The sequence below is a fragment of the Acinetobacter sp. UNC436CL71CviS28 genome (genome assembly GCF_000620525.1).
GTDB classification, from domain to species: domain Bacteria; phylum Pseudomonadota; class Gammaproteobacteria; order Pseudomonadales; family Moraxellaceae; genus Acinetobacter; species Acinetobacter radioresistens.
In genome coordinates, this window is sequence record NZ_JIBB01000011.1 from 35,108 (window position 1) to 60,629 (window position 25,522).

A 25,522-nucleotide genomic window follows, 5' to 3' on the forward strand; every position below is an offset into this window, starting at 1 on the left:
CCTTCATTTTTTCAGTAAATTAAGATTAAAGTACTCTCTTTAATCGTTCAATAGCCTGCTCACATTGAGCAATGTCAGCAACCAAGGCCAAACGTACATGATTTTCACCCGGATTACCTTGCGGAGTCTCACGTGACAGGTAACGTCCCGGTAGTACTTTGATATGTGCTTTTTCCATGAGCATTTTGGCAAAATTTTCATCATGGTCTACTTTTAACCAGTAATAAAAACCTGCATCTGGTTTTTGAAGTGGCAGAAGATGCCCCAGTTCATTTTGAAATAGTTCAAATTTGGCCCGGTAAAGCTTACGGTTTTCTTCTACATGGTTTTCATCATTCCAAGCCACAATTGAGGCGAGCTGATGTTGAACGGGCATGGCTGCACCATGATATGTGCGATATTTCAGGTAAGGTTTAAGCAGGTTGGCATCACCTGCGACAAAACCGGAACGCATTCCCGGCAGGTTTGAGCGTTTGGACAGGGAATGAAATACTACACAGTTTTTATAGTCATTACGTCCGATTTCAGCACAGACTTCAAGAAGGCCAACGGGTGCTTCATCGAACCAGAGTTCTGAATAACACTCATCTGATGCAATGACAAAATCATACTGGTCTGAAAGTGCAATCAGTTTTTTTAACTGATCTTTAGACAAAACCGCACCTGTTGGATTACCTGGTGTACATACAAACAGTAGTGCTGTTTTTTCCCATACCTCATTGGGTACATGGTCAAAGTCACCCAGATAGTTATTTTCTTGGGTGCAGTTAATGAAGTATGGTTTTGCACCTGCTAGAAGGGTTGCACCTTCATAAATCTGATAAAACGGATTCGGCATGACCACATAAGGTGTATCTTCTCGTTTTACCAAAGCCTGAACGAAAGAGAAAATGGCCTCACGCGTTCCCGATACAGGAAGAATATTATTTTCGGCACTAATGGTGTTCAGCTGGAAGCGGCGAGTTAACCAGTCTGCAATACTCTGTCTTAATTCAGGTAAGCCTTTGCTGTTCGGATAAGTTGAAAGCTGTTCAAAGTTATCAATAATCGCCTTTTTTACAAAATCAGGGGCAGGATGCTTGGGCTCACCAATAGAGAGGGGAATCAAGGGAAGGTCCGCAGGGACTACATCCTTAAAAAGTTGATTAAGCTTTTCAAAAGGATAAGGATGTAATAATGACAAGCTTGAGTTCATTGAAAAAATACCGTTTAGTTGTAACTTAATGCTGGCTTATGACTTGGCTTGAAGCTTCATCGAGTGCTGATTTCAGTTTTGCAGAAAAAAGCTGAGCTTCTTCAGCATTCATAGGCGTGCCATCCTTCTTTGTCACAAAGAAAATATCTTCAGCCCGTTCACCGAGTGTGACAATTTTGGCAGAATGAATATCCAGCCCCTGCATCATAAACAGACCGCCTACTTTAGCAAGTAAGCCAGGTTGGTCAAGTGTGGAAATTTCCACCATGTTTTGCTGTAAAGCCGGATTTAGGGTGATATCGACAGTATTTTTTACATCAAAATGGCGCAACTGACGAGGAATACGACGCTGCATTAACCCCGGGTAATTGTCGGCATGGCTGAGTGCCTGAACCAGCGCATCTGCAACGGTCTGCTTGCGTTCAGCATCAGTGAGTAAGGTTCCAAAACGGTCCAGTACTACATAAGTGTCTAGACTGAATGCTTTTGTGGCAGTAATAATTCGGGCGTCCTGAACATCGAGATTCATTCGGTCTAGTACTGCAACTGTAGTCGCAAACAGATTTGGCTTATCTTGAGTATAAATAAAAATCTGGACAGCATCTTGTGCAGCTTTACGATGTGCCCGCATCAATACCAGAGGAGCTGGATTATCCCCATGTTGCAGGATTGCACGGGTATGCCAGGCAATTTCATTCGCGGACTCTTTGAGAAAATACTCATCCCCCAGTTCTTGCCAGACCTTTTCTACCTCTTCCAGGGCAAACTCGTCCACCAGAAGTTCACTGGCTGCAAATTTGGTATCTTCAATGAGCATCTGGTATTCCACGGGGCGACCCAGGCCGGTGCGAATTACATCACGTGCATGCGTATATAGCTGACGCATTAATGAGGCACGCCACGTATTCCAGAGTTTTGGATTAGTCGCATTAATATCTGCTACTGTTAAACAGTATAGGTAATCCAGATGCTCCATATCACCCAATTTTTCGGCAAATTCTTTAACCACATCCGGATCGGAAATATCCTTCTTTTGAGCAGTTAATGACATCAGCAGGTGGTTCTGGATGAGCCACGCCACCATTTTGCACTCACGTTCAGTAAAACCATGTGCACGGCAGAATTCGATTGCATCAACTGCACCCAGTTCACTATGATCACCCCCGCGGCCTTTAGCAATATCATGAAATAATGCGGCTAAAAATACGATATCACGACGGGCAAGACGCTGAAAAACCGAGCTGACGACTGGAAAATCTTTCGCAAATTCTGGCTCTTTAAAGCGGTTTAAATTTCTGAGTAACAGGAGTGTATGAGCATCCACCGTATAAATATGAAACAGGTCATATTGCATTAATCCGGTAATTTTCCCAAAAGAAGGTATGTATTTACCGAGCACCCCATAACGTTTCATCGCCACCAATGTGTCGTATAAACGGTAGGGAGAGCGTATAATTGCCATGAAAAGAGCTTGATGCATGGGATTATCACGAAAGCTCTGGTCAATTCGCTTGGCTGCTAGGGTCAGCAGGCGAAGTGTTCGGGCACGCACTCCCTGAATTTCTGGCCGGTTAGCCAGTAAATAGAAAATCTCCAGAATTGCACTTGGATTTTCCGAAAATATTTTATGATGTTGTACTGCGAGTTTACCGTCTACCAGTTTAAAGTGTTCATTGATTTCTTCAATTTTACGCTCATAACTTGGTAGCCGCGGGGTAATAACAGACTCATTAAAATAAGCCAGTAGCATTTCATTTAAAGTTGAAACTTGCTGCGCAGTACGGTAATACCGCTTCATGAACTGCTCAATCGGATAGTTCGGAGATTCACCTTCCTTATGAACATAGCCAAATTTTGCTGCTATTTCGCGCTGGTAATCAAATAGCAGCCTGTTTTCATCACGTTTGACCAGACGGTGCAGGTGGTGACGGATTTCCCAGAGAAAAATTTCAGCTTCCTCCAGAACAGCAAGTTCAAATTCGGAAATAAAACCGAGATGAACAAGATCATAAATCCGATTAACCCGAAAATGCCGTTTAGCAATCCAGCCAATCTGGTTAATGTCACGAATACCGCCTGGCGCATTTTTAATATCGGGTTCCAGATTGCTTTCTGTATGATTATGCTGGGCATAACGCTTTGCCTGCTCCTGCATTTTGGCATCAAAGAAAGTTTTATCTGTCCAGGTCTGTGACACAATTCGGCGTGGCCATCTGGCCAGATGCTGATTTCCAGTAATCAGCCGCGCTTCAATCAGTGCAGTAGCAACAGTTAAATCATTGGTGGCCTGTTCTACACAACTGGCAATAGTGCGTACACTAATACCTGGCTTAAAATTTCCGACATCCCAAAGAGAAGAAATAAAAGTAGAAATTAAGCTTTCCTGTTCAGGAGTGATATCGTCTTCAGATAAAATCATGATATCGACATCTGAGTATGGCAACATTTCACGACGGCCATAGCCCCCTACAGCAAACAGACCAAGATCGGTCTGGTGGAGTCCCGCGTGTTGCCATAAGAAGATCAGAGCTTCATCGATTAAATTGGAGCGGGCCAGAATAATGTCACGGATAGACTGCCCATTTTCATAACTCTCCTGTAACTGCTTTTCAACATCAGTACGCCATACATTAATGGCCTGAATATCATGATTGCTTTTGACATAATTAAGCAGAGGCGAGGTAGTGATCATGAGCATGTTCCGCAGTAAAGCTTTATGGATTTGAGTTTACAATTACTTGTGCGGCTGTTTGCTGCGCAAGTTCACGTGCTTCTTCTATAGTTGCTGCGCGTGCAGTAGCAACACCCATACGGCGCCGTTTAAAACCTTCCGGTTTGCCAAACAGGCGTAAGTCTGTAGAAGGATGAGCTAATGCAAGATCCAGACCAGAAAATGACAGGTTAGAACCATCTTGGCCAGCATAAATAACAGCACTGGCTGCAACACTGTGTCGCGCCGTATTTACAGCTAAGCCCAGAATAGCCCGTGCATGTAGCTCAAATTCACTTTGGAACTGTGAAGCAAGGGTAACTAACCCAGTATCATGTGGACGGGGAGATACCTCACTAAACCAGACCTGATCACCTTTGATAAAAAGTTCAACACCAAAAACTCCACATCCACCCAGTGCCGCAGTGACTTTATCTGCAATCCGTTTAGACTCTTCAAGCGCCACAGGTGACATGGGCTGCGGCTGCCAGCTTTCAACATAGTCCCCGGAATCCTGTCGGTGACCAATCGGATCGCAAAAGCTGGTTTCAATTTTGCCGCTTTGCGGATTCTTGGCACGCACAGCCAATAAAGTAATTTCAAAGTCAAAATCGATTTGTGATTCAACAATGACCTTACCCTGATTTACCCGTCCCCCAGTCTGTGCATATTCCCAAGCTGCATCAACTTCATCAAAACTTTTTACCCGGGACTGTCCTTTACCAGAAGATGACATGACTGGTTTTACAAAATTAGGATAACCAATATCATCACAGGCAGCACGAAAGCTCTCCAGAGAGTCGGCAAAACGGTAAGCAGAGGTGGGCAAGCCTAATTCTTCAGCAGCCAGGCGGCGAATGCCTTCACGGTTCATGGTCAGGTTGACAGCTTTAGCAGAAGGAATGACAACAGCTTGTTGTCCAGCTTCCACCTCTAGAAGAACTTCCGTAGCAATTGCTTCAATTTCAGGGACAATAAACTGGGGTTTGACTTGCTCAATCAGTGCTTTTAACTGTTGGGGGTCTGCCATGTTGAGGCTATAAGAAAAATGAGCGGCCTGCATGGCTGGCGCGTGTTCATAACGATCCGCTGCATGTACTTCTACTCCAAGCCTTTGCAAGGAAATGACGACTTCCTTACCTAGCTCTCCCGAACCAAGCAGCAAGACTTTGACCGCTGAAGATTGAAGTGGAGTACCGATAGTCACGCTCATGCGAATCATCCTTGCAAAAGTGGACTTACAGCATAACAGAACTCATGCGCGTGTTAAGTGTTTCAGCAAGAAAAGCTTAAGTTTTTATCAAGTAATCTTCTGATCAATCAAAAGAAAATTTCATTTAGACAGGTATGTAAGTATAGACCAATCCATAAACAATGGCTGCGGTCAGAGTTGCTGGTACGATTTTCCTGAATCTAAAATATAAACCGATCAGTACAAGGAGACCCGCCAGCATGGCCAAGCTTTTATTAGGTGTTTCAATCAGGGGGGGCAATGTAGCAACTACTAGCATAGAGCTAATAGCAGAAATACCGATACTCCCCAGCGCAATTTTTAACCAGATTGCACCACGACGCTGATTCTGCTGCTGATACTTTTGAATGAAGTAAAATGGGCCAAAACGGGAAATGAAATTTGCAATTCCCACGACGAGACCGACCAGAATAATATCCAGATTCATAGTGTTTCCATTAAATCGTCATGCTGCTTGAGGATGTAATGCTTAAACAGTCCGGCCAGAATACCGGCAATAATCCCGATAAAAATTGCTGCAGAAAGATTAATAAAATAACAGGCTAAGGCCGAAACAATTAAGCATACTGCTACCACCAGAGTATGTTTTCTCTCAAAAGCCGCGAGTAAAAAGCTTAAAAACAGCGCAGGTAATAGAAAGTCCAGGGCCGCTTGCAAGAAGCGTGGCAAATTACTCACCTGATTGGCGAACATCCCCCCTAGAAATGAACCACCTGCCCAAGATAGCCAGCTAAACAGACTTAAGCCCAGCATCCATGACTCTGACCATTCCTGTCGGCGTTGGGAGAGTTTAATCATGCCACTGGCAAATACCTCATCGGTAAGTCCCCATGCCCAGGCAGCGGTCTTTTTCAGGTTTAACTGATGGTTAATCAGGTTGTATAAGGCTGGTCCATAGAGCAGATGCCGAATATCTAAAGCGATAACAGTCAGTGCTGTCATCCAGATTGATGTACCACTGCCGAGCAGGGCAACTACAAGAAACTGACTGGCACCAGCATACATGGAGCAGGATAAAAATAGAGCTTCCCAGGCAGTAAACCCAAACTGGGTAGCAGAAACGCCAAAGGCAAACGAGACAGGTAAATAGGTCAGCATAATGGCCTGGCTATCTCTGGCACCTTGCCAAAAACCGGCCTGAGTCAAAACGGAACTTTCATGTTCAGACACAATACACCCTGGAATTTTTAAAGAGTTGAACAATAGGTCAAAACGCAGATTGAGTATTCTACCCGAATTCACTAGCATATGAGGAAAATGTTTGTTTAGGCGACTTAAAATGCGGGCTCATTTAAACCGTTCATTTCTTCTTCTCCCTGTTTTAATCAGCGTGCTGGGCTTACAGGCATGCAGCAACTCATCAAACGAACCAGAGCGAAAAGTCGAGATTAAACCTGCTCCAAAACTGACCAATGATGCCACCAGTTACGCCCAGCAGGCATGGAAACTCATGAATGAGATTGATGCACTGGTTTATCAGAAGCAGACAGAGCGTCTGGAACAGGAAGTTCGTAAACCAATCCGTCAGCTTACCACTGACTGGCGAATTAATGTCAAGATGACAGACTCAGTAACTGAAGGAAAATATGCCCTTTGCCGTAAGGCATTGAGTAGTCTGGATATCTGGACGCGAGAAATTCTTGAAAATGGTTCAGAAGCTGGTCAGAAACAGGCTGATTATGAACGTGATAAGGCACAGTGTAAGGGCGCAATTGATCATCCTGAACTGGGTAATACCGACCCAAAAAAGAAAGGCGTTTAAGTAATTTAAAAAAAATAGCTCAACATATGAGCTATTTTTTATTAAATGATTAGCCTAAACATTAAATTAAAAAGGTGAAGGAATAAATTGCATAATCAGGGCAATACTCACAAGAGATAAGAGGGTACTAAGCATGACAGACGCAACTGACTGCTCAGCAATGCCATTTAATTGCCCATAGATTCCAAATGCTGTCGCCATAGGAAGAGCTGAAAGGATTAAAGCTGCATAAGCCATCTTCGCTGTGCTTCCCGGCATTATATAAATTATACTGGTCACTACAATTGGCATAATCAATAACTTGATAGTGCATACAATCAGTACATCTTTGCTAAGGTCTTTTATGGTCAATGTTGCAAGACTGGCACCAATCACAAAAATCGCAAGTGGAGACGCAGTAAAAGCTAGTGATTTTAATGGAAGCTCTAGCGAGACAGGCCACTGAACGGTATAAACTGAGCAGATCAAGCCCAATATAATTGAAAGAATAATGGGATTTTTAGCAAGATTCTGCAAAGTTGAAAGAATAATAGTGGATAGAGTCTTATCCTGTTGATCTGAAGATTCTATCAAAATCAGCATCAGACTCAGTAAAATAATATTTTCAATCACCAGTGTCATTGCCAGATAGGGGACGGCGGCCTGGGCAATTAGTAAGGTGAGTACTGCTGTACCGATAAAGCCGGTATTTGACATGGATGAACCCAGCCCAATCACAGCAGCCTGATGGCGAGGTAACTTAAAGAATCGGCGATAAAGTGTATATGCACTGAAGAATAAAATCAGTGAACCTAGCAGGTAGCCTAGAAAATAAGGCATCTGCCAGATTTCATCAAAGGAACGGGTAGAGAGGGCGTACAGTAAAAATGCGGGTAGCGAAACTTTAATAATAAACTGGATGATTGCCTGTACATGCGTAGTATTTAGCATGTTTAAGCGCAAGCTTAAATAACCCACACTTAAAATAATAAAGATGGGAAAGATGACTGAAATAATTTGTTCCATGACCTGATCGTTTGCTCCCTGCAAACTTGATTATTCCACTATTTCATTGAGTTTTAAATGTAGTTGGAACGTTTAATTAAAAAGAATACTGGATGAAGATAAAAAGAATATGTTAGCTGTATATTAAAATTATGAACAAAAGGCTTTAGTTAGCAGGGCCTAATAAAAATGCCAGTCATATTAATGAACTGGCATTTTTATTAATTTACTGGGTATATTTTTATACGTTAAAACGGAAATGCATAACATCACCATCCTGAACGATATACGTTTTACCTTCTAGACGCCATTTGCCGGCCTCTTTGGCACCAGCTTCACCGTTGTACTGTACAAAGTCATTGTATGCAACAACTTCAGCACGAATAAAACCTTTTTCAAAGTCGGTATGAATGACACCTGCCGCTTGTGGTGCAGTTGCACCAACTTTAACCGTCCATGCACGAACTTCTTGCACCCCTGCCGTGAAATAGGTTTGTAAGCCCAGTAAAGCATAACCGGCACGGATAACTACATTTAAACCCGGTTCTTCCATGCCCATTGCTTCTAGGAACTCAGCGCGATCTTCATCTTCAAGAAGTGAGATTTCAGATTCAATCTGGTTACACAGAGGTACCACAATGGCATTTTCTTCTTCTGCCAATTTGCGAACAGCATCCAGATGCGGATTATTTTCAAAGCCGTCTTCTGCCACATTTGCAATATACATGGTTGGTTTTAACGTCAGTAAACCAAAACCACGTACCAGTTTGCGCTCATCATCAGCTAAATTTGCTGCACGTGCTGGCTTGCCCTCATCCAGTAAAGGCTGAATTTTTTCTAGTACGGCTTTGGTTGCTACCGCTTCTTTATCGCCACCTTTAGCAACTTTGGTTAAGCGCAAAATAGCTTTGGCTACAGTTTCCAGATCAGCCAGTGCCAGTTCAGTATTAATAGTAGCAATATCATCTAATGGATCAATCTTGCCATTTACATGAATAACATTTTCATCTTCAAAACAACGTACGACATGAGCAATTGCATCAGTTTCACGGATATTCGCCAGAAACTGGTTACCTAGACCTTCACCTTTGGATGCACCTGCTACCAGGCCTGCAATGTCAACAAATTCCATCGTGGTGGGAATAATACGTTGCGGGTTTACAATAGCAGCCAGCTTGTCCAGACGTGGATCGGGTACAGGTACAATTCCGGTATTTGGCTCAATAGTACAAAATGGGAAGTTCTCTGCTGCAATGGCAGCCTTGGTTAATGCATTAAAAAGGGTAGACTTACCCACGTTTGGCAGGCCAACAATACCGCAATTAAAACCCATGAAATGACTCACAAAAATTGTTATCTGAAATTGCCGATGATTTTACATGAAAGCCATGACAAAGTCAGTCATGGTATCTCACAATCCCTGAAAGTCTGTATTGTTTTAAAGCTTGCGCTTATCTAGCTGGCTGGCCAAGGCATCTCCAGTTGCCTGAATAAGCATCACCAGGATCACGAGCACCAAAATAACAGCCAGCATAATCGTAATATCAAAACGCTGATAACCATAACGGTAAGCAATATCACCAAGTCCGCCTGCTCCTATAGCACCAGCAATTGCAGAAGAATTGATCATGGTTACCATCGTAACGGTAAAACCTGCCACAATTCCGGGCAAGGCCTCCGGTAAAAGTACATGCCAGATAATCTGTTTACGGTTACAGCCCATCGCTTGTGCGGCTTCAATCAAACCATGATCCACTTCACGTAAACTGACTTCAGCAATACGCGCAAAAAACGGGGTAGCAGCAATAGTTAATGGCACCACAGCAGCCCACACGCCATAACTGGTACCCACAATAAGACGTGTGAGTGGGATCAGAGCTACCATCAAGATTAAAAAAGGGACAGAGCGTGTAATATTAATGACCCATCCCAAGGGCTGATTAATCATCCGTGATGGATAAATACCATGTTCACTGGTATTGACCAGGATAATTGCAATCGGTAAACCAATTAAAAAAGCTGCAAGAGCAGATATGCCTACCATAATTAATGTATCGATAGTGCCGGTCAAAAGCAGGTTAATGAGCTGGTCGTGCATAGCCAAGTACCTCAATGTGGGCAATATATTTTTTTAGCGCTTCTTTCAAATGCTTCAGATTTAACTGTACGTCGGGTATAGCGACAATCAGTGAACCGATCAGATGCTGCTGGATCGTATCAACATGGCCCTGATATAAGTGAACTGGACCATTTAACTGCTCAAGAATGGCTTTTAAATCTGGTGTGTGGTGTATGGCAGACTCATAACAAAGTTTTAAAATAGTATGTGTAGTCTCTGTAGTTACCTTCGAATTCACTGCAAATGGTAAATCCAGTTGTTCTAGAGTTAATAATTCTTGAGTAATTGGCTGTTCAGGTTTTGAAAAAACACTCCATACCTGACCAGACTCGACAATTTCACCTTGATCAATAACAACTACCTGATCACAAATTTCCCGGATAACCTGCATTTCATGGGTAATCAGGACAATTGTGATTCCCATTTGCTGATTGATTCTTTTGAGTAACGATAAAATGACCGAGGTACTTTCCGGGTCTAGAGCTGAGGTTGCTTCATCACATAATAAAATTTCAGGGCAGTGTACCAGAGCACGTGCAATACCGACGCGTTGTTTCTGCCCACCTGAAAGTTGTGAAGGATAGTTTTCTGCTTTACTGCTTAAACCGACCAGTTCCAGTGCCTCATTAACACGCAGTTCAATCTCGGCTTTTTTATGTCCTGATATTTTAAGAGGCAGGGCAACATTTTCCCACACTGTTTTAGCTGACATCAGGTTAAAGTGCTGGAAAATCATTCCGATACGTTGACGCAGCCGAATGAGTTGCGCATGATCCAGACTGGCCAAGTTTTGTTGGTGAATATGAATACTGCCATTACTGGGCTGTTCCAGACCATTTAATGTACGTAGCAAAGAGGATTTTCCGGCACCGCTTTTTCCAATAATGCCGAAAATTTTACCTTCAGGAATATCCAGACTGACATTTTTGAGTGCATGTACAGATTTGCCTTGTACTTGGTAGTATTTGTTGAGGTTTCTGATCTTGATATGGGAAACCGTAAATTCAGTATGAGAACCAAAACTCACCATTATTCTTCTCCTTATTTCCAACCCTGAAACCACATGCCTTGACCAAAGTCCTGATCCAGTATCGTTTTGACCTTTTCTGAGGTTTGAAAGGCTTGTACAAATCTGGCAAGTTTCTGGTCTTTATCTTGATAATCTGTTCGGGTCACGAACAAGATGGCGTATTTCTTGTCTATCGGATCTAAAAATAAAGCATCCTTCGGGTTAGCTGCTTTTGCCATTTTCAGATAATGCGGAAAACCAAAAATAAGATCTGCTTCATCTATGGCATGGGCTGTTTGTGGACCTTCTACCTCAATAAACTGTAACTGTTTAGGATTGCGTATAATGTCCTGAAGTGTAGTTAATTCATTCTGAATATCTTTAACTTCAATCAGGCCGGCCCGGGCAAGCAGAATTAAAGCACGCGCCGAGTTGACCGGATCATTGGGTATGACTACGCGAGCATGAACAGGAAGTTGCTCTAGTGATTGATACTTTTTTGAATATAAGCCCACATGGCTTCCAGTACCTGGTGCAAATGCATGCAGGTTAAACCGGGTTTCACGAATTGCATTTTTCAGATAAACACTTTGCTGAAAAAAATTGGCATCAATATCACCGTTCTGAACAGCTACATTGGGTGCATGCCAGTCTGAAAACTCAACCAGCTTGACCTGAATACCTTGTGCTTTCATATCATCTGCCACACTTTGTAGCAGATCGGCATAGGGTGGGCTGATGCCGATTGTTAAAGTGTCTTTCTGCAGAGTATTACTGTTAAAACGGTAAGCAGCCAAACCGAGTATAACTAAGAGGGTTGTCAGGCCAATTAGCCAGAACTTATAAGAATCTGATTTTAATAAGGTCATCATCTGTTCCTTACTTCCAGCCAGGGAACCAGAGTTTTTTCCCAAAATCCTCATCTAAAGCGGCTTGCACTCTTGGGGAGTTCTGGTAAATAGTCACGAATTTTTTCAATTGATCGTCTTTATCTTTGTAATCATCACGGACTACAAATAAGATGGCATAGCGTTTGTTGGTATTTTTGTCGAATAACAGTGCACTTTCCGGATCAGCAGTTTTTGCCAGACGTAAATAATGAGGATAGCCAAAAGCCAAATCAACATCATCAATTGCACGTGCGGTCTGTGGTCCTTCAACTTCGATAAACTGCAGATTTTTAGGGTTTGCAGCAATATCCTGTAAACTGGACAGATGATTGTTTACATCTTTTAAGCTAATGAGTTTGGCTTGCTGCAAGAGCAGGAGAGCACGACCCTGATTTACCGGATCATTTGGTATAGCAACTCTGGCATTTTGTGGTAACTCATCAAAGCTTTTATACTTTTTTGAATACAGGCCTACATGAGATGCTGCTCCAGCTGCAAAAGCTTTGAGCTTAAAACCGGTTTCTTTTATGGCATTATCCAAAAATGGCTGATGCTGAAAAAAATTGGCATCAATATCTCCGTGATTTAGCGTAATATTGGGCGTGTTCCAGTCAGAGAATTCAACAAGCTTAATATGAAGTCCTTCTTTTCTGGCTTCTTCTGCTGCAACTTGTAACGGTTTTGCAAACGATGGGCTAATCCCGATGACCAGTTCATCTGAACCTGTTTTTTTCTGTAACGTCCAGCCAGTAAGACCTAAGATAACTATGGTCAATACTGCCCCTAAAATAGTGAATTTCGTTTTTGCTGTTTGTGCCATCATGCACCTCTAAAAATTTTTAAAATGTTTTATGCAAGCTGTTTTTGAATAGGACGGATTTCGGCGGGAGAGGCCGGGGTTAGACATCGGAACTGTTGCACCGGATGTTGTGCAGAAAGCAGGTTACCTTGCTGAAATAACTTATGTCGCAATGTACCTTCGCTATAAGCTGTTTTGTAGCGACCGCGCTGTTGCAGCTCCGGAATAACCCACCGGATAAAGTCCTGATGGGATTCCGGGGCAACCGTACGGGTCAGGTTAAAACCATCAATTCCTGTTTCATCAATTAAATGAATTAATTGTTCCGCTACAGTTGCTCCACTACCCACAATGAGGGGGTAACGTCCTCCCAGCACATGTTGGTCTTTCAGATCTGCCACTGTAATTTTCTGTTCTTTAAATTTATTGTTGACTGAAGCAATACTGTTAGTTTGCTGATAGGGAATAGTTTCTTGTTCTGTAAACTGGGACAGATCAATGCCGACAGAACTGGAATAGTGGGCAAGGCCTGCTTCAGGACTCGCATAGTGGCAATACTCTGCCAGTTTTTCCTGTGCAAGCGCATCAGTTTCAGCGCTAACCACAGTAATGCCAATAAAAATTTTAATAGCTTCTGCTTCACGACCCTGTGCAGTGGCAAGTGTTCGAATTTTCTCGACCTGCTGTTTAATTTTTTCCGGTTTATCGCCTCCAATAAATATGGCCTCAGCATGTTGAGTTGCAAAGGTAAGACCACGTGGCGAAGCACCTGCCTGAAAAAGGACCGGGGTGCGCTGGGGAGAAGGTGAAACCTGAAATACTCCTTCACTCTGGTAAAATTGGCCCTGATGCCGGATTGAATGCACTTTCGCCGGTTCAGTAAATATTCGGTTCTGCCGATCCTTTACAACTGCATCATTTTCCCAAGAGCCTTCCCAGAATTTATAGCAAAGCTCTAGAAACTCCTCAGCCTGTGCATAACGTAAATCATGTTGCTTCAAGCCTTTCTGTCCGATTAATCTTTCAGCACTATCTAAATAACCTGTCACAATATTCCAGGCAATCCGGCCATGGGTTAAATGGTCTAGACTGGCAAAACGCCGTGCAAACTGATACGGCGTTTCATAGCTCAGATTTACTGTAATACCGAAGCCCAGATTCTGGGTAACTGCGGCCATTGCTGAAACCAGAGTAGAGGGGTCATGGCTGGGAAGCTGGATTGATTCTTTTAAGGTCAGCTCAATACCGTTTTGATAGACGTCATATACACCAGTAATATCTGCAAGAAATAACCCGTCAAATAATCCTTGCTCTAAAGTTTTCGCCAAATCTGTCCAGTAGTTCAGTTCATTAAAACGATGTGATTGATCTCGTGGATGTGTCCATAACCCATGGTTAATATGTCCTGCTGAATTCATGTCAAAAGCATTAAGTAAAATCTGTTTAGGTAATTGCTTTGCCATTACAATGTCCCCCTGCGTGGAGGTAGAACTCCATTCAATACATATTGTCCAATAAAGTAATATTTCCAGCGCGCTGCATCATGTAAAGTATGGACACGTGCATTACGCCAGAAACGGTCTAGTCCGTTTTTTAACTGGCTACCCCGGCTACCTGCCAGTTCAATCAGTTTGCTGGATGCTTTTAATGCAGTTTCTGTACTATGTGCACGAACCTTAGCTACCTCAATTGAAGCCTGTGCTATATTTTCCACAGTAGGTAATGGACGGGCTACCTCAAGAGCCTGAGCAGCCTGTTTGAGGAGAACCTCACTGGCACGTACATCAGCAGCCACACGGCCGAGTTCTAGCAGAGTCAAGGGGTCTTGAGTAGCACGATCTAGTCCTGAGTCAATCCAGGGGCGCGCCTGTTTTACCTGCTGCAATGTTTCTTCAAAAGCAGCGCGGGCAATTCCTACTTCAATTGCAGCATGCATAATCTGGGCAAATGGCCCGACTAAGGTGGGCTGAGTGAATGCTGTATCAAAGGCAATCAGATCCTCTTGCTCAACAGCGACGTGATTAAATTTTACCGTACCACTTCCTGTTATACGCTGCCCAAAGCCACTCCAGTCATCCACGATTTCAAGGCCTTGGCTATTACGCTTTACAAAAGCTAAAAATTCCCGACCTTCTGCATCTGTAACTAGCGTAGGAATACGGTGTGCGAAAAGGCTTCCGGTACAATAAAATTTTTCCCCCTGAATTACGTAGTTATTTCCCGTAGCAATCAATTGTGTATGCTTATGAGCGGCAGATCTGGTTTTGAATTCTGCCAGTGCATTACCGAAACGGGCTCCTTTTAAAACTTCTGTGTAAAACTTCTGTTTCTGCTGTTCTGTACCTGTATTACGCAGGACTTCCAGTGCATAGAAATGATTTTGAGGAATCTGTCCAATTGAACCGTCCACTCCACTAAACAGGGCAATGACTCTAGCTACGGTCAGACTTGAAACTTCTGCACCCCCATATTGCTTGGGAACGGTAATCGCCCATAAGCCTGACTGGCTGTAGGCTTCTATCTCTTCAAAAGGCAAAATACGGTTTTGGTCCCGTTGAACTGCCTCGGCTTTAAACTTTTGACTTAAATCCTGTGCAATAGCCAAAGCTTCTTCATCACTTTGGATAATATGTGTCTGATTTTCTAAAACTTCTTTAAGATGAAAATTTTGATATGAGGTCATAAGATATTTCCTTAAATCCAGGCATGACGAGCAGGAAAAGCCTGGTTGAGGTAATAGTTACCAATGGCATGTAACTTCCAGCGTACTGGGTCATGCAAGGTATGAACTCTGGCATTCCGCCAGTACTGGTCCAGATGATGCTGGGATAGACAGGAACGACTGCCGCCAAGTTCGAGCAATTTTTCTGAGATCTGTAGGGCAGCGTCATTGGCATAAACTTTGGCTTCTGCAACCCTTATAGAAGCTTGTGCTGCCTGCTCCGCTGTAACTGTCTTATGCTGGTCAAGTTCATCGAGATATTCAGCTGCTTCATCCAGTAGCAAAATAGATGCATCAAGCAAGATATTTAATTTACCAACTTCCTGTAGTGTGTAATGTTCGGAGCTGGCTTTTTCTACTTGTGCGTCAATAATAGGGCGTGCTTTATGAACAGCAGTTAAAGTTTCTGCAAATGCAGCCTCTGCAATACCAACATCTATAGCCACCTGGAGTAGCTGCGAATAAGCACCGCGATAATTAGGTTTTTCATAAAGTTTTCTTTCATCAAAAATGAGATCAGGATTTACTCTGACCTGGTTCAGACGGACTGTGCCGCTAGCTGTGGTGCGCTGCCCGAAACCGTACCAGTCATTGATGACTTCTACACCTTTTTCCTGTGCGTCAATAATTACCAATACGACATGGCCTTCAGGATGAACTGCTTTAATAGCAAGCCAGTGTGCAAAACTGCTGCCAGTCGAGTAGAACTTTTCACCATTAAGAATATATTGGCCATCTTTAACGCTAAGCGTGGTCTCTAGTGTTTTACTGTCTTTGGTGTGGCGCTCTGGGCCACCATTAGCCAGACGCTTGCCATGCAGAATTTCAGAGAAAATAAAATTTTTTTGTTGCTCGTTTCCCATCATATTAATCATGTTGAGCAGGGCAATCTGGTTTTGCGGGATTTGACCGACATTGGCATCGGCTTTAGATAAAATTCTGAACACCTGAGCAAGTGTTTTGTTTGAAACGAATGCGCCTCCAAAAGCTTTAGGAATACGGATGCCACCTAATCCTTTGAAACTAAACTGTTCAATTTCTTCTATTGGCAAGATCCGGCATTGATCCCGTTCATTTCTTGTATTCAAGGCAAAATCAGCTACCTGATAAGCTGCATTCAGGGCCTGCTGATCATTTTCTATAATATAAGCGGGAGTTTGAGTAATATGAGTCATCTTTATACCTTCCTAAGATGACTCAGAACTTAAAGGAATTATCTGGCAAACTTAAACCAGGTATTATGCGAAACTTATCATTAAAAGCTTATAAGAAAAAAACTGCTGAAATTTATAAAAAATCAGATAAAGCAGATTTATATAAATCAGTAAGTTAATTAAAATTATATAGTTTTTAGCTGGTTGAAATTTATCTTATATATGTAATTGGCATAATTATGGTAAAAAAAACTATAAAAACAGATGGGATAAGGCTATAAGAAAAGAAGTAAATCTGAACAGGTGGTCAGAATTTTTAGAACCATCAGTTTTAAAGTAGAATGATATTCAGGTCTTAATTTAAAAGTCAGTTAAAATACAAAAATAATCCGGAGTTTTTATGCGTACTTTATACCAGTTTCCTTTATCTCATTTTTGTGAGAAAGCTCGCTGGTTACTCGACCATAAAGAGTTAGATTATGTTGCGCATAATTTGATTCCAGGCTTTCACCGGGCCTTTACCCAATTGAAAACCGGACAGAACAGCTTGCCTGTTTTGAAAGATGACAGCTACTGGATTGCTGACTCTACAGAAATTGCCCTATATCTGGATGAGACCTATCCTGAACACAGTTTACTGCGACGTGACCCGGAGCTGCGAGAGCAGGCATTGCAGATCAATAATGTTGCTTCTGAGCTCGGAGAGCATGTCCGTCGCTGGGGGCTGGCCCAAGCACTATCACAGGGCGATGAGCCTTTAGAAATCATGCTCGGTGAACAGGGGTATATGCGTCAGTTTGAGAAATTTTCAAAACCTTTAATCAAAACGCTTGTAACCAAGGGATACCAGCTCGAATCTGAAAAAGTAACTGAATCTAAAGCCAGAATGACTGAGCTGATAGAACAGCTAAATAGCGCATTGATCAAAAATGGAGGACGTTACTTTGTTGGTGACCGCTTAGGTCTTGCCGATATCGCAGTATGTTCCATGCTGGCGCCTTTGCTTGAGCTTGGCGGAACACCTTGGGAAAATGAGCATGAAGAGAACAGAACGGAAGACTTCATGAATTATCAGTCTTATTTACTTGATTTACCTTTAGGTCAATATATTCAGCGTATTTATGAGACAGAACGTAATGCCCGAGTAGACTGGCGTGGAATGTAGCTGGGTATATAAGTAATATAAGCCTTGTTATCGCAAGGCTTTCCAATTTTTTAGGGATAAAAAATATTGTAAAAACACAAAATAATGAGAATATAAAAACTTAAAAGCCATTAATTTGGTAAAGTTTTTAAAGAATAGACTTTAAAGTGAGAAATTTTTTCTAAAAATATTGAAATTAAATGATTAAAGGGAAATAATTCGACTCAGCCGCTGTTAAATTAATAGTCAGGGTGTGATAGGGATCGAAAAGAGGGTCAGCTTATTGGGAGATGGGCACTGACTAAACTCACAAGGTCTTAATTCGACTTCAGTTATATAAACCACAAGTTTATAAAACAGGCTATAGGTTATCCACGTATAGCTACTAGAAGGAAACAGTATCATGTTTTCCCTTGACCCTAAAAATTTATTTGATCATAAAAATAAATCTGACCATAAGTACCACAGCATGATTCAATATACGGTATGACTGGAGCTCAGAATGGGACTGGACCGTTTCGACAAGCAAATTCTTGAAATATTGACACACGAAGACCTGAATTTAAATGAACTCTCTGAGCGAATTAATCTTTCTGTAAGCTCGGTGCACCGCCGTATCAAACAGCTTATTGAAAATCAGGTGATGACTAATCTCAAGCGTGATATCAATTTTCAAAAACTAGGTTTTAAGTTGCATGTCTTGCTACAAGTATCCCTGAGTAAACATGACAGTGATACCTTTGAAAAATTTCTGCAAGAAGTCGAAGAGCTTCCTGAAGTTATTAATGCATTTTTGGTTACCGGCCAGTCTGCCGATTTTATTCTTGAAGTTGTTGCTACCGATATGGAAAATTATAGCGATTTTCTGCTTAAACGGATGGGGAAAATCGAGCATGTTGTAGCGTTGCATTCAAGCTTTGTAATTAAAGAATATAAAGTGTTTAATTGTTATAACTTGCTAAATAAAGTTCCAGAGCAAGTATAAAGCTTAAAAATAAAAAAGCGCCAGTTCTGGCGCTTTTTAATAATATTTAATCAGGCATCAAGCTGAGCCAGTACTTCATCTGAAAACTCAACGTTGGTATAAACATTTTGTACATCATCTAAGTCTTCTAGCATATCAATCATTTTCATGATTTGTTTAGCTTGATCAATATCGGTAATTTCTGCTTTGGTAGAAGGACTCATTACAACCTCAGCATTGTCTGACTTCAAGCCGGCCGCACTAAGTGCATCCTGAACGTCACCGAAGTTCTCTGGTGTGGTAATAACTAAAATCTCATCTTCAGAAATTTCAATATCTTCCGCACCAGCTTCTAGAGCAACCTCCAAGATTTTTTCTTCAAGTGACAGATCATCAAAAGAGATTTCACCACGTTTGGTAAACAAGTAAGCCACAGAACCTGAAGTTCCAAGATTACCATTAGTTTTACTAAAGCAATGACGAACATCAGGAACAGTGCGGTTTAGGTTATCTGTCATGGTTTCTACCAGTACAGCTACACCACCTGTGCCATAACCCTCATAAGTGATTTCTTTTAAATCATCATTATCTTCACCACCAGCACCACGTTGAATGGCCCGGTTAATTGTATCACGCGTCATATTTACTGAAAGCGCTTTTTCGACTACAGCACGAAGACGTGGGTTACTGGCCGCGTCCGGGCCGCCGAGTTTAGCAGCCGTTACAATTTCTCGAATGTATTTGGTAAATACTTTACCGCGACTTGCATCTTGTTTTGCTTTGCGATGCTTAATATTGGCCCACTTGGAATGACCCGCCATGCGAATTATGCTCCAGTTTTATAAACTAAAATTTCGGGTTGAAATGTTAGCATAGCCACTGATTTGTTGAAAACAGGCCACTGCCAGCTTTTAAGCGAAGTTTCCGAAAAATCTTTAGAAGCTGATGCTCTAACAAGAAGATTTAGATAAAACAAATTAATTAAACTGCAGCTTCAACTTTAAGCTCTTAGTCTTGCGAGCACATTCATAGAAAATAGCTGAGCTTTAGGCTCATTAAAACAACCAAAATTTAGAGGCTAAACTCATAAAAAATTATATTAATTAAATTAAAATTATAAAATTACTTGTAATTTGTTTAGAAAAAATTATAAATTAACAGGCTGTATACGACTTTAGTCTAACAGGTGGGCCTAAACTGTTTAGTACTGTAAGGGGAAGCGATTATGTTTTTAACGCTTATCGGCGTTGGTTTGGCTATTTTTATTCTGATCTGTGTCTGGAGTGCGATTGAAATCTACCTGGAAGCTCATCATCGCAAATAATTAACCTTGTTTTAAACAAAGCACTTTGGGAAATGCTCTGTTACAGCGGTTATCTTCCTGTTTTATCTTTATATAAAGATCAAGAGCCTAACAGTTCTTTGTAGCCAGCCATTTTTCCTTAATATAGAGATCTACCCGATATTGCTCATCATAATCATCAGCAATACAATTTGCCTGACTTTGTGTAGCTAAGTTTTCAACCTTTTTGACAAGGACAGTTGGTGTTGAAGATAATTTATCAATCTGACAAACCCACCATTGTTTTCCAATTCTTCGAACCTGAAAAAACTCACTGTTTTGCTTACGCTTAGCCATAATCATGACACCCTTTTTTCAACTGAGGAGTATTTAGATCTATTATTTTATAGGTGTATAGCTCTAGATAGTTAAGTTTTATGAGCAAAAATCGCTTAAATTTAGAACAATTAAGTGTTTATTTTATAAGATGTGATTACTGTAATACTAAGCTAGATCAAAAATTATATTAAAAATATATAATTATTTTTAATATAATATTTCAATAGGTTGTGTGTAATATTATAATAAAACTGATAGCGCAATACATTTAAGTAAGCTATTAAAAAATTATATTTAACTTTGTATTAAAGGATAACAAGGATTTTAATATATTATAAGGTTCTTTGTTTATTGATAAAATTTAACTCACCTATAATTTTATTAATTCCTGTAGAACAACGATGGAATATATAATGAAAAAACAATATTTATTGTCTGCAATTATCTGTGTAAATACAGGGTTGATCATTGGATGCCAAACAGTTTTACCTTATATCGATACTGCTAAACCGACCACTACTCTAAAGACTTCTTCTGGAACACTGTCTGTAAATACAATTGTGCAAATGGTTTACCCTAAAATACTCAATGAGCCTCTGGCGCATGTGACACCCGTACTCAATGATTATTTTAAATCTTACCCTTATCAACAGCTTGAACCAAATATATTGGGTTTTTTTCATCCTAGTATTGAATATAAAAATCCACAAGGTGAAACTCGTTACCTGGTTATTATTGAAAAAGTAAAAATCAATAATGGATACATTCAGGACTGCCGAGCCTGCTCAAGTACAGTAGATTTATTTATATTTAAAAAACAGGACAACCATTTCCAGTTAGTCAATTCAGCTTTAAATCAGAAAGATATCCCTACAGCCGGTGGGCATTTGTATGTTAGTTTTAAACATGACTTACAGAAAAATTTAAGACCGTTTGGCAAGAACATGATAGGAAGTTATACGCTTGCAACTTTTACAGGTGCAGGGGGGCAAGAAATTTCGACTTGGTATGCGGTCTTGTTGCCTGATGTCGGGAGAGTTCAAGTTCTTGAAATAGGCTCGGCGGGTAACGATACATCAAGTTACTATGCAGATCGTCCTGAGTTTGCATCCATTGTTACATCAACATTAAGAGTGGTTAATAACCAGAACACTTATTATCCTGTTGAAGTGACTTATATTGACCAAGATCAGCCAAAGAAGTCTTACAAAAGTCTATTTATGTATGATCAAGCCAAGCACATCTATGTGGAATATGAAAAAAAATAATCAAAAGACCTTTTAGTTAAATAATAAATCAAATATTGAGTGATAACTTAAAAACAGACTGTATTTTAAAATAAACCAATTTAATGATTTTAAATGATTAGAATAATCTTGGTTTTTAAGAATAACAGGCTAATGAGATTCAAAATTAAAATATGAGTTGGTTTATAAATAAATTTTGCTTTAATTGGTCATATAAAAACTTTAAAAGATTTACTACTAAAAGTATTAATTTATTAAAAAATAAATTAGTGGAATTTATAAAGTTATATAAGTCAACATTAATAAAAAAACCTCATAATTCACGAATTATGAGGTTTAATATATGGTGGGCCCACCGTGACTTGAACACGGGACCAACGGATTATGAGTCCGCTGCTCTAACCAACTGAGCTATAGGCCCTATAAATGCTTATATCTAAAGCATTTTTGCGATAGCAATACTAGCTAAATTCTCAAGTAAACACAAGCATTTCTCAAAAAAAACTGGAGAGATGCTGTTTTATTCATCAAATTTAGGAGATTAAAATGACGAAGCAAATAAATGCGGTGATAAGAAAAGTATTAGCTTGCCATAAAAAATTTCTTTAAGAAGTTAAGCTTAGTAAGTAATTTTAAACTGTTTAATAATTAAGTATTTAGATTTTGGTTTTTTCAAAAACAAAATGAAAACAATTGCTTATTTATTTATAGTGAATTAAAAAATAATATTGGATTTTTGTTTAATTCATGTTAATAAATAAATTGAAAGTACACAACAAACTTTCGATACCGTTTCAGGAAGAAACCATAACTATAGTAACAAGGAGCAAAACTATGTTTCAGTTGTTAAGAAAACTCTTCTGTATGCATGCCTATGAATATGAGCAGTTCTCAGAATTTAATGAGGTAAAAGAGTGTCGTAAATGCGGAGATCATAGGAACTAGATGTATATTTATTGGTTTAAGATACCCATGAACCTGGTATGTTTCAATCAAATCTAATTCGATTTTTATTATAAAACCTGAAGAATTTTATAAAGGCTGCTGTTTTCGGACAGCAGTCTTTTTTATAATTATCTTGAATTCATTCAAAAATTTTAAAATTTGAAAGGCGATAGGAAATAGCATGACTAAGGATTTTAAAGCTGCAACTTATATTGTAGATGATAATCTTGCAGATACGCTTTGTTGGCTATGTCAGCATCAGGACAGTTTCGACAGTTTTTCTTATGATGTGCAGACTGGTGAGTTAATAGTGAATCATGCTGCAGGTAGTGATGTGATTCGTAAAGGTAATTATCTTAATGCAAGTTATGGTGTTTTACTGACGTCTTCCTAGAAAGCAGAGATATAAAAAAGCCCCAGTTTGGGGCTTTTTAAATTTATATATCTATTTAAGCTGACATGGCATCTATACTGAGTTCAGCAACTGTTGGCTTGGCTTTCTCGGCACTTAACCCCAGTTTATTAAAGAGAATGCGGTCTTTGCCTTCACCTGCATTTGGTGTCGTTAAAAGTTTTTCTCCAGAGAACAAGGAGTTGGCACCCGCCATAAAGGCCAAAGCCTGATCTGAATCAGAAAGTGATTCACGCCCGGCAGAAAGACGGATATAACTTTGTGGCATGATGATGCGGGCAACCGCAATAGTTCTGATCCATTCGGTGACATCCAGTTTTTCAACATCAGCAAGAGGCGTACCTTCAATCGGTACCAGCATATTGATTGGTACGGATTCAGGATGAACTGGAAGAGTGGCCAGTTCATGTAGTAAGCCAATACGGTCCTGCTTGCTTTCGCCTAACCCGACAATACCTCCGCTACATACCTTCATTCCTGCCTGGCGTACATGGTCAAGGGTATCTAAACGGTCATCGAAAGTACGGGTACTGATGATATGAGAATAGTATTCACGGGATGTATCTAGGTTATGATTATAATAATCCAGTCCTGCATCTTTTAAACGTTCTGCCTGAGACTGATTCAGCATACCTAAAGTCATACATGTTTCAAGGCCAAGAGCCTTAACTTCACGAACCATTTCCAGTACATAAGGCATATCACGTTCATTCGGATTACGCCATGCAGCACCCATACAAAAACGAGAAGAACCAGACTCTAAAGCTTCTTTGGCTTCACGAATTACTTTTTCTACAGCAATACGTTTTTCTGCCTCAAGATTGGAATCATAATGCGCTGACTGTGAGCAATATTTACAGTCTTCCGGACACTTACCGGTTTTGATCGAAAGAAGCGTGCTGACTTGTATAGTATTCGGCTGAAAATTCTCGCGATGAATTCGCTGGGCTTCAAAAATCAGATCCAAAAAAGGCTGCTGATACAAAGCCTCAATTTCTTCTCGAGACCAATCATTACGTACCGGACGGGTGCTGCTCATATGTCTGTCCCTAGTCATTTATATAGTTCATTACTGTGCATATTAAGCAAAACCGATGCCAGCTTCATTAGCAAAATATGACGGAATATAAAAAAACAAAGCCCAGCGCATGGACTTTGTTCATTTAAATGTTTTTACCATATTAATTTTAATTATTCACGGTGATTTCCATGAATATTTTGATTTTGCAGATCCGCCCGATGCTGTTTATTCAGCGCGCGGTCGTCTTCTTCATGATGTGTATTTTGTGGCGGTTGTGGGGTGCCTTGCTGTTGCTGGTTTTGGGGCTGCTGATGTTGATTCTGGTCTTTATTTTGCTGATGCATGATAAATTCCTCTTCACAAAAATCATTTGGTATCTTTTTTATGCCATAAACGAGAGTATGAAAATGTAGGGCTTATGTGGGAAACTGTGAGGAGACGTAAAAATTGAAAGCTTATGATTTGCTGATCTGTTGTTCAATTGCCCAGTCAATGTGATGGTTTACAATTTCATCATGTTTTGTTCTGGCCTGTTCAAGCTGCGCTATAATTTCAGTTGTATAAGGCGCATTTCCAAGGCCAATTGCAATATTACGCTTAAAGCTCTGGTAGCCGGTCCGTCTTAAGGGGCTACCTTCAGTGTTTTTAAGAAAAATTTCTTCATCCCACTGCCATAGCTCCAGCAGGCTGATATTATCTAAACCATTACGTGGATTAAAATCTTCTATGGTGGCTTTTTTTGCAAAACTATTCCAAGGGCAGATTAGCTGGCAGTCATCGCAACCAAAAACCCGATTACCAATACTATGGCGTAATTCCTGAGGAATAATACCTTTATACTCAATAGTTAAATAAGCAATACATTTACGTGCATCCAGCATGTACGGCTCAACAATAGCTTGAGTCGGGCAGATATCAATACAGGCCGAGCAGGAACCACAATGCGCAGTTGCCGGTTCATCAAAAGGCAGATCTAGCGAAGTAAAAAGTTCCCCAAGTACAAAGAAAGAGCCGGATTTTTTATGAATTAATAGGGTATGTTTACCTGTCCAGCCCATCCCGGCACTTTCTGCCAGCGATTTCTCAAAAATAGGCGCCGAGTCTGCAAAAGGACGTGATTCAAAGTTTCCGACCTTGTCGCGAATACGGCTGGCTAACGTTTTAAGTCGTCCACGCATGATTTTATGATAATCACGGCCACGAGCATAGCGGGCAATAATGGCCGAGTTGGGTTCATAGGGTACGTAGCGCGGTTTGGGTGTTTCTACCAGATAGTTCATGCGAACACAGATAATACTTTTAGTTCCGGGTACCAGCAGGGTGGGATCAGCACGTTTTTCTAAATTTTCCTTTAAGTAATCCATATCGGCATGATAGCCTCGATCCAGATACTCCTGAAAACGGACCATTTCTGCTTGGGCATCAGGCTTGGCGACCACGCAGTCGGCAAAGCCCAGATCAAGTGCCTGAGACTTGATCCATTGCTTGAGTGCCTCGGCATCCAGCTGTGCCAGATCAATTTTTCGGGAAGGTAAAGATTCGGACATAAACCGGATAGGAAGGAAAAAAATA

24 protein-coding genes and 1 tRNA gene are annotated in these 25,522 nt (G+C 40.8%); 5 read left to right on the forward strand and 20 right to left on the reverse strand.

What is annotated here, in order from left to right; all coding sequences use genetic code 11:
- Positions 1-25: 25 nt before the first annotated feature.
- The 5 genes from dapC to N518_RS0105755 form a co-directional block, all read right to left on the reverse strand.
- Positions 26-1,195, reverse strand: coding sequence for a succinyldiaminopimelate transaminase (gene dapC / locus N518_RS0105735; protein WP_005026394.1), 1,170 nt, complete (start codon positions 1,193-1,195; stop codon positions 26-28).
- Between the two features lie 25 nt (positions 1,196-1,220).
- The gene (glnD, locus tag N518_RS0105740) at positions 1,221-3,887 is read right to left on the reverse strand and encodes a [protein-PII] uridylyltransferase (protein ID WP_005019843.1); all 2,667 of its coding nucleotides are present in this window, start codon (positions 3,885-3,887) and stop codon (positions 1,221-1,223) included.
- A 22-nt stretch (positions 3,888-3,909) separates the two neighbouring features.
- Positions 3,910-5,127 carry a formate-dependent phosphoribosylglycinamide formyltransferase gene (purT, locus tag N518_RS0105745; protein ID WP_171057097.1) on the reverse strand — a complete coding sequence of 406 codons (1,218 nt, stop codon included), beginning with the start codon at positions 5,125-5,127 and terminating at the stop codon, positions 3,910-3,912.
- A gap of 115 nt (positions 5,128-5,242) precedes the next feature.
- Complete coding sequence (ygaH, locus tag N518_RS0105750; protein ID WP_005026392.1) at positions 5,243-5,584, reverse strand: L-valine transporter subunit YgaH; 342 nt, start codon at positions 5,582-5,584, stop codon at positions 5,243-5,245.
- The gene (locus N518_RS0105755; protein WP_171053894.1) at positions 5,581-6,255 is read right to left on the reverse strand and encodes an AzlC family ABC transporter permease; all 675 of its coding nucleotides are present in this window, start codon (positions 6,253-6,255) and stop codon (positions 5,581-5,583) included. The genes ygaH and N518_RS0105755 overlap by 4 nt, the downstream gene beginning before the upstream one ends.
- Positions 6,256-6,436: 181 nt before the next feature.
- Here N518_RS0105755 and N518_RS0105760 point away from each other — a divergent pair, with 181 nt between their 5' ends.
- Positions 6,437-6,919, forward strand: a complete 483-nt coding sequence (locus N518_RS0105760) for a hypothetical protein (RefSeq protein ID WP_005019855.1) — start codon at positions 6,437-6,439, stop codon at positions 6,917-6,919.
- 66 nt (positions 6,920-6,985) lie between these two features.
- On the opposite strand, the gene N518_RS0105765 is transcribed toward N518_RS0105760, so the two are convergent.
- From N518_RS0105765 to N518_RS0105805, 9 genes are all read right to left on the reverse strand, one after another.
- Positions 6,986-7,924, reverse strand: a complete 939-nt coding sequence (locus N518_RS0105765) for an AEC family transporter (RefSeq protein ID WP_005404483.1) — start codon at positions 7,922-7,924, stop codon at positions 6,986-6,988.
- Positions 7,925-8,144: 220 nt separating this feature from the next.
- Positions 8,145-9,236, reverse strand: a complete 1,092-nt coding sequence (gene ychF / locus N518_RS0105770) for a redox-regulated ATPase YchF (protein ID WP_005026380.1) — start codon at positions 9,234-9,236, stop codon at positions 8,145-8,147.
- Between the two features lie 105 nt (positions 9,237-9,341).
- Positions 9,342-10,001 (reverse strand): methionine ABC transporter permease, encoded by a 660-nt coding sequence (locus N518_RS0105775; protein ID WP_005019858.1) that lies wholly within the window; start codon positions 9,999-10,001, stop codon positions 9,342-9,344.
- On the reverse strand, positions 9,982-11,052 hold the full coding sequence (locus N518_RS0105780; protein WP_017400620.1) for a methionine ABC transporter ATP-binding protein: 1,071 nt from the start codon (positions 11,050-11,052) through the stop codon (positions 9,982-9,984). Before N518_RS0105780 ends, N518_RS0105775 begins: the two co-directional genes overlap by 20 nt.
- An 11-nt stretch (positions 11,053-11,063) precedes the next feature.
- Positions 11,064-11,900 carry a MetQ/NlpA family ABC transporter substrate-binding protein gene (locus N518_RS0105785; RefSeq protein ID WP_005019860.1) on the reverse strand — a complete coding sequence of 279 codons (837 nt, stop codon included), beginning with the start codon at positions 11,898-11,900 and terminating at the stop codon, positions 11,064-11,066.
- A 10-nt stretch (positions 11,901-11,910) separates the two neighbouring features.
- Positions 11,911-12,741, reverse strand: a complete 831-nt coding sequence (locus tag N518_RS0105790; protein WP_005019862.1) for a MetQ/NlpA family ABC transporter substrate-binding protein — start codon at positions 12,739-12,741, stop codon at positions 11,911-11,913.
- 29 nt (positions 12,742-12,770) lie between these two features.
- Positions 12,771-14,183 (reverse strand): LLM class flavin-dependent oxidoreductase, encoded by a 1,413-nt coding sequence (locus tag N518_RS0105795; protein WP_005026375.1) that lies wholly within the window; start codon positions 14,181-14,183, stop codon positions 12,771-12,773.
- Positions 14,183-15,403, reverse strand: a complete 1,221-nt coding sequence (locus N518_RS0105800; protein WP_005026372.1) for an SfnB family sulfur acquisition oxidoreductase — start codon at positions 15,401-15,403, stop codon at positions 14,183-14,185. The genes N518_RS0105795 and N518_RS0105800 overlap by 1 nt, the downstream gene beginning before the upstream one ends.
- 11 nt (positions 15,404-15,414) lie before the next feature.
- Positions 15,415-16,617, reverse strand: a complete 1,203-nt coding sequence (locus N518_RS0105805; protein WP_005026370.1) for an SfnB family sulfur acquisition oxidoreductase — start codon at positions 16,615-16,617, stop codon at positions 15,415-15,417.
- Between the two features lie 379 nt (positions 16,618-16,996).
- Between N518_RS0105805 and N518_RS0105815 the strand changes: the two genes are divergently transcribed.
- Together N518_RS0105815 and N518_RS0105820 are read left to right on the forward strand one after the other, a co-directional pair.
- Complete coding sequence (locus N518_RS0105815) at positions 16,997-17,761, forward strand: glutathione S-transferase family protein (protein WP_005026367.1); 765 nt, start codon at positions 16,997-16,999, stop codon at positions 17,759-17,761.
- A gap of 481 nt (positions 17,762-18,242) precedes the next feature.
- A complete protein-coding gene (locus N518_RS0105820) occupies positions 18,243-18,725 on the forward strand; it encodes an Lrp/AsnC family transcriptional regulator (protein ID WP_005019868.1) in 483 nt (160 codons plus the stop codon).
- 50 nt (positions 18,726-18,775) lie between these two features.
- On the opposite strand, the gene N518_RS0105825 is transcribed toward N518_RS0105820, so the two are convergent.
- Complete coding sequence (locus tag N518_RS0105825; protein WP_005026364.1) at positions 18,776-19,525, reverse strand: YebC/PmpR family DNA-binding transcriptional regulator; 750 nt, start codon at positions 19,523-19,525, stop codon at positions 18,776-18,778.
- Positions 19,526-20,115: 590 nt separating this feature from the next.
- Positions 20,116-20,343, reverse strand: coding sequence for a hypothetical protein (locus N518_RS0105835; protein ID WP_005405020.1), 228 nt, complete (start codon positions 20,341-20,343; stop codon positions 20,116-20,118).
- 395 nt (positions 20,344-20,738) lie between these two features.
- Here N518_RS0105835 and N518_RS0105840 point away from each other — a divergent pair, with 395 nt between their 5' ends.
- Positions 20,739-21,593: a hypothetical protein gene (locus tag N518_RS0105840; protein WP_005026362.1), complete on the forward strand. Its 855-nt coding sequence runs from the start codon at positions 20,739-20,741 to the stop codon at positions 21,591-21,593.
- Positions 21,594-21,916: 323 nt separating this feature from the next.
- Here the strand turns inward: N518_RS0105840 and N518_RS0105845 are convergent.
- A tRNA-Ile gene (locus N518_RS0105845) sits at positions 21,917-21,993 on the reverse strand.
- Positions 21,994-22,698: 705 nt separating this feature from the next.
- Here N518_RS0105845 and N518_RS0105850 point away from each other — a divergent pair.
- Positions 22,699-22,911 carry a hypothetical protein gene (locus N518_RS0105850; RefSeq protein ID WP_005026360.1) on the forward strand — a complete coding sequence of 71 codons (213 nt, stop codon included), beginning with the start codon at positions 22,699-22,701 and terminating at the stop codon, positions 22,909-22,911.
- 55 nt (positions 22,912-22,966) lie between these two features.
- Here the strand turns inward: N518_RS0105850 and bioB are convergent, their stop codons facing one another.
- From bioB to queG, 3 genes are all read right to left on the reverse strand, one after another.
- Complete coding sequence (gene bioB, locus N518_RS0105855; RefSeq protein WP_005019880.1) at positions 22,967-23,968, reverse strand: biotin synthase BioB; 1,002 nt, start codon at positions 23,966-23,968, stop codon at positions 22,967-22,969.
- A 152-nt stretch (positions 23,969-24,120) separates the two neighbouring features.
- On the reverse strand, positions 24,121-24,294 hold the full coding sequence (locus N518_RS17085; protein WP_005019882.1) for a hypothetical protein: 174 nt from the start codon (positions 24,292-24,294) through the stop codon (positions 24,121-24,123).
- 111 nt (positions 24,295-24,405) lie between these two features.
- Complete coding sequence (gene queG / locus N518_RS0105865; RefSeq protein ID WP_026444050.1) at positions 24,406-25,497, reverse strand: tRNA epoxyqueuosine(34) reductase QueG; 1,092 nt, start codon at positions 25,495-25,497, stop codon at positions 24,406-24,408.
- Between the last annotated feature and the right edge of the window lie 25 nt (positions 25,498-25,522).

Excerpts from the sequence above, each read along its gene's own strand:
- dapC (WP_005026394.1), bottom strand. The coding sequence starts at position 1,195 with ATGAACTCAAGCTTGTCATTATTACATCCTTATCCTTTTGAAAAGCTT.
- glnD (WP_005019843.1), bottom strand. The coding sequence starts at position 3,887 with ATGATCACTACCTCGCCTCTGCTTAATTATGTCAAAAGCAATCATGAT.
- purT (WP_171057097.1), bottom strand. The coding sequence starts at position 5,127 with ATGATTCGCATGAGCGTGACTATCGGTACTCCACTTCAATCTTCAGCG.
- ygaH (WP_005026392.1), bottom strand. The coding sequence starts at position 5,584 with ATGAATCTGGATATTATTCTGGTCGGTCTCGTCGTGGGAATTGCAAAT.
- N518_RS0105755 (WP_171053894.1), bottom strand. The coding sequence starts at position 6,255 with ATGCTGACCTATTTACCTGTCTCGTTTGCCTTTGGCGTTTCTGCTACC.
- N518_RS0105760 (WP_005019855.1), top strand. The coding sequence starts at position 6,437 with ATGCGGGCTCATTTAAACCGTTCATTTCTTCTTCTCCCTGTTTTAATC.
- N518_RS0105765 (WP_005404483.1), bottom strand. The coding sequence starts at position 7,924 with ATGGAACAAATTATTTCAGTCATCTTTCCCATCTTTATTATTTTAAGT.
- ychF (WP_005026380.1), bottom strand. The coding sequence starts at position 9,236 with ATGGGTTTTAATTGCGGTATTGTTGGCCTGCCAAACGTGGGTAAGTCT.
- N518_RS0105775 (WP_005019858.1), bottom strand. The coding sequence starts at position 10,001 with ATGCACGACCAGCTCATTAACCTGCTTTTGACCGGCACTATCGATACA.
- N518_RS0105780 (WP_017400620.1), bottom strand. The coding sequence starts at position 11,052 with ATGGTGAGTTTTGGTTCTCATACTGAATTTACGGTTTCCCATATCAAG.
- N518_RS0105785 (WP_005019860.1), bottom strand. The coding sequence starts at position 11,900 with ATGACCTTATTAAAATCAGATTCTTATAAGTTCTGGCTAATTGGCCTG.
- N518_RS0105790 (WP_005019862.1), bottom strand. The coding sequence starts at position 12,741 with ATGGCACAAACAGCAAAAACGAAATTCACTATTTTAGGGGCAGTATTG.
- N518_RS0105795 (WP_005026375.1), bottom strand. The coding sequence starts at position 14,183 with ATGGCAAAGCAATTACCTAAACAGATTTTACTTAATGCTTTTGACATG.
- N518_RS0105800 (WP_005026372.1), bottom strand. The coding sequence starts at position 15,403 with ATGACCTCATATCAAAATTTTCATCTTAAAGAAGTTTTAGAAAATCAG.
- N518_RS0105805 (WP_005026370.1), bottom strand. The coding sequence starts at position 16,617 with ATGACTCATATTACTCAAACTCCCGCTTATATTATAGAAAATGATCAG.
- N518_RS0105815 (WP_005026367.1), top strand. The coding sequence starts at position 16,997 with ATGCGTACTTTATACCAGTTTCCTTTATCTCATTTTTGTGAGAAAGCT.
- N518_RS0105820 (WP_005019868.1), top strand. The coding sequence starts at position 18,243 with ATGGGACTGGACCGTTTCGACAAGCAAATTCTTGAAATATTGACACAC.
- N518_RS0105825 (WP_005026364.1), bottom strand. The coding sequence starts at position 19,525 with ATGGCGGGTCATTCCAAGTGGGCCAATATTAAGCATCGCAAAGCAAAA.
- N518_RS0105835 (WP_005405020.1), bottom strand. The coding sequence starts at position 20,343 with ATGGCTAAGCGTAAGCAAAACAGTGAGTTTTTTCAGGTTCGAAGAATT.
- N518_RS0105840 (WP_005026362.1), top strand. The coding sequence starts at position 20,739 with ATGAAAAAACAATATTTATTGTCTGCAATTATCTGTGTAAATACAGGG.
- N518_RS0105850 (WP_005026360.1), top strand. The coding sequence starts at position 22,699 with ATGACTAAGGATTTTAAAGCTGCAACTTATATTGTAGATGATAATCTT.
- bioB (WP_005019880.1), bottom strand. The coding sequence starts at position 23,968 with ATGAGCAGCACCCGTCCGGTACGTAATGATTGGTCTCGAGAAGAAATT.
- N518_RS17085 (WP_005019882.1), bottom strand. The coding sequence starts at position 24,294 with ATGCATCAGCAAAATAAAGACCAGAATCAACATCAGCAGCCCCAAAAC.
- queG (WP_026444050.1), bottom strand. The coding sequence starts at position 25,497 with ATGTCCGAATCTTTACCTTCCCGAAAAATTGATCTGGCACAGCTGGAT.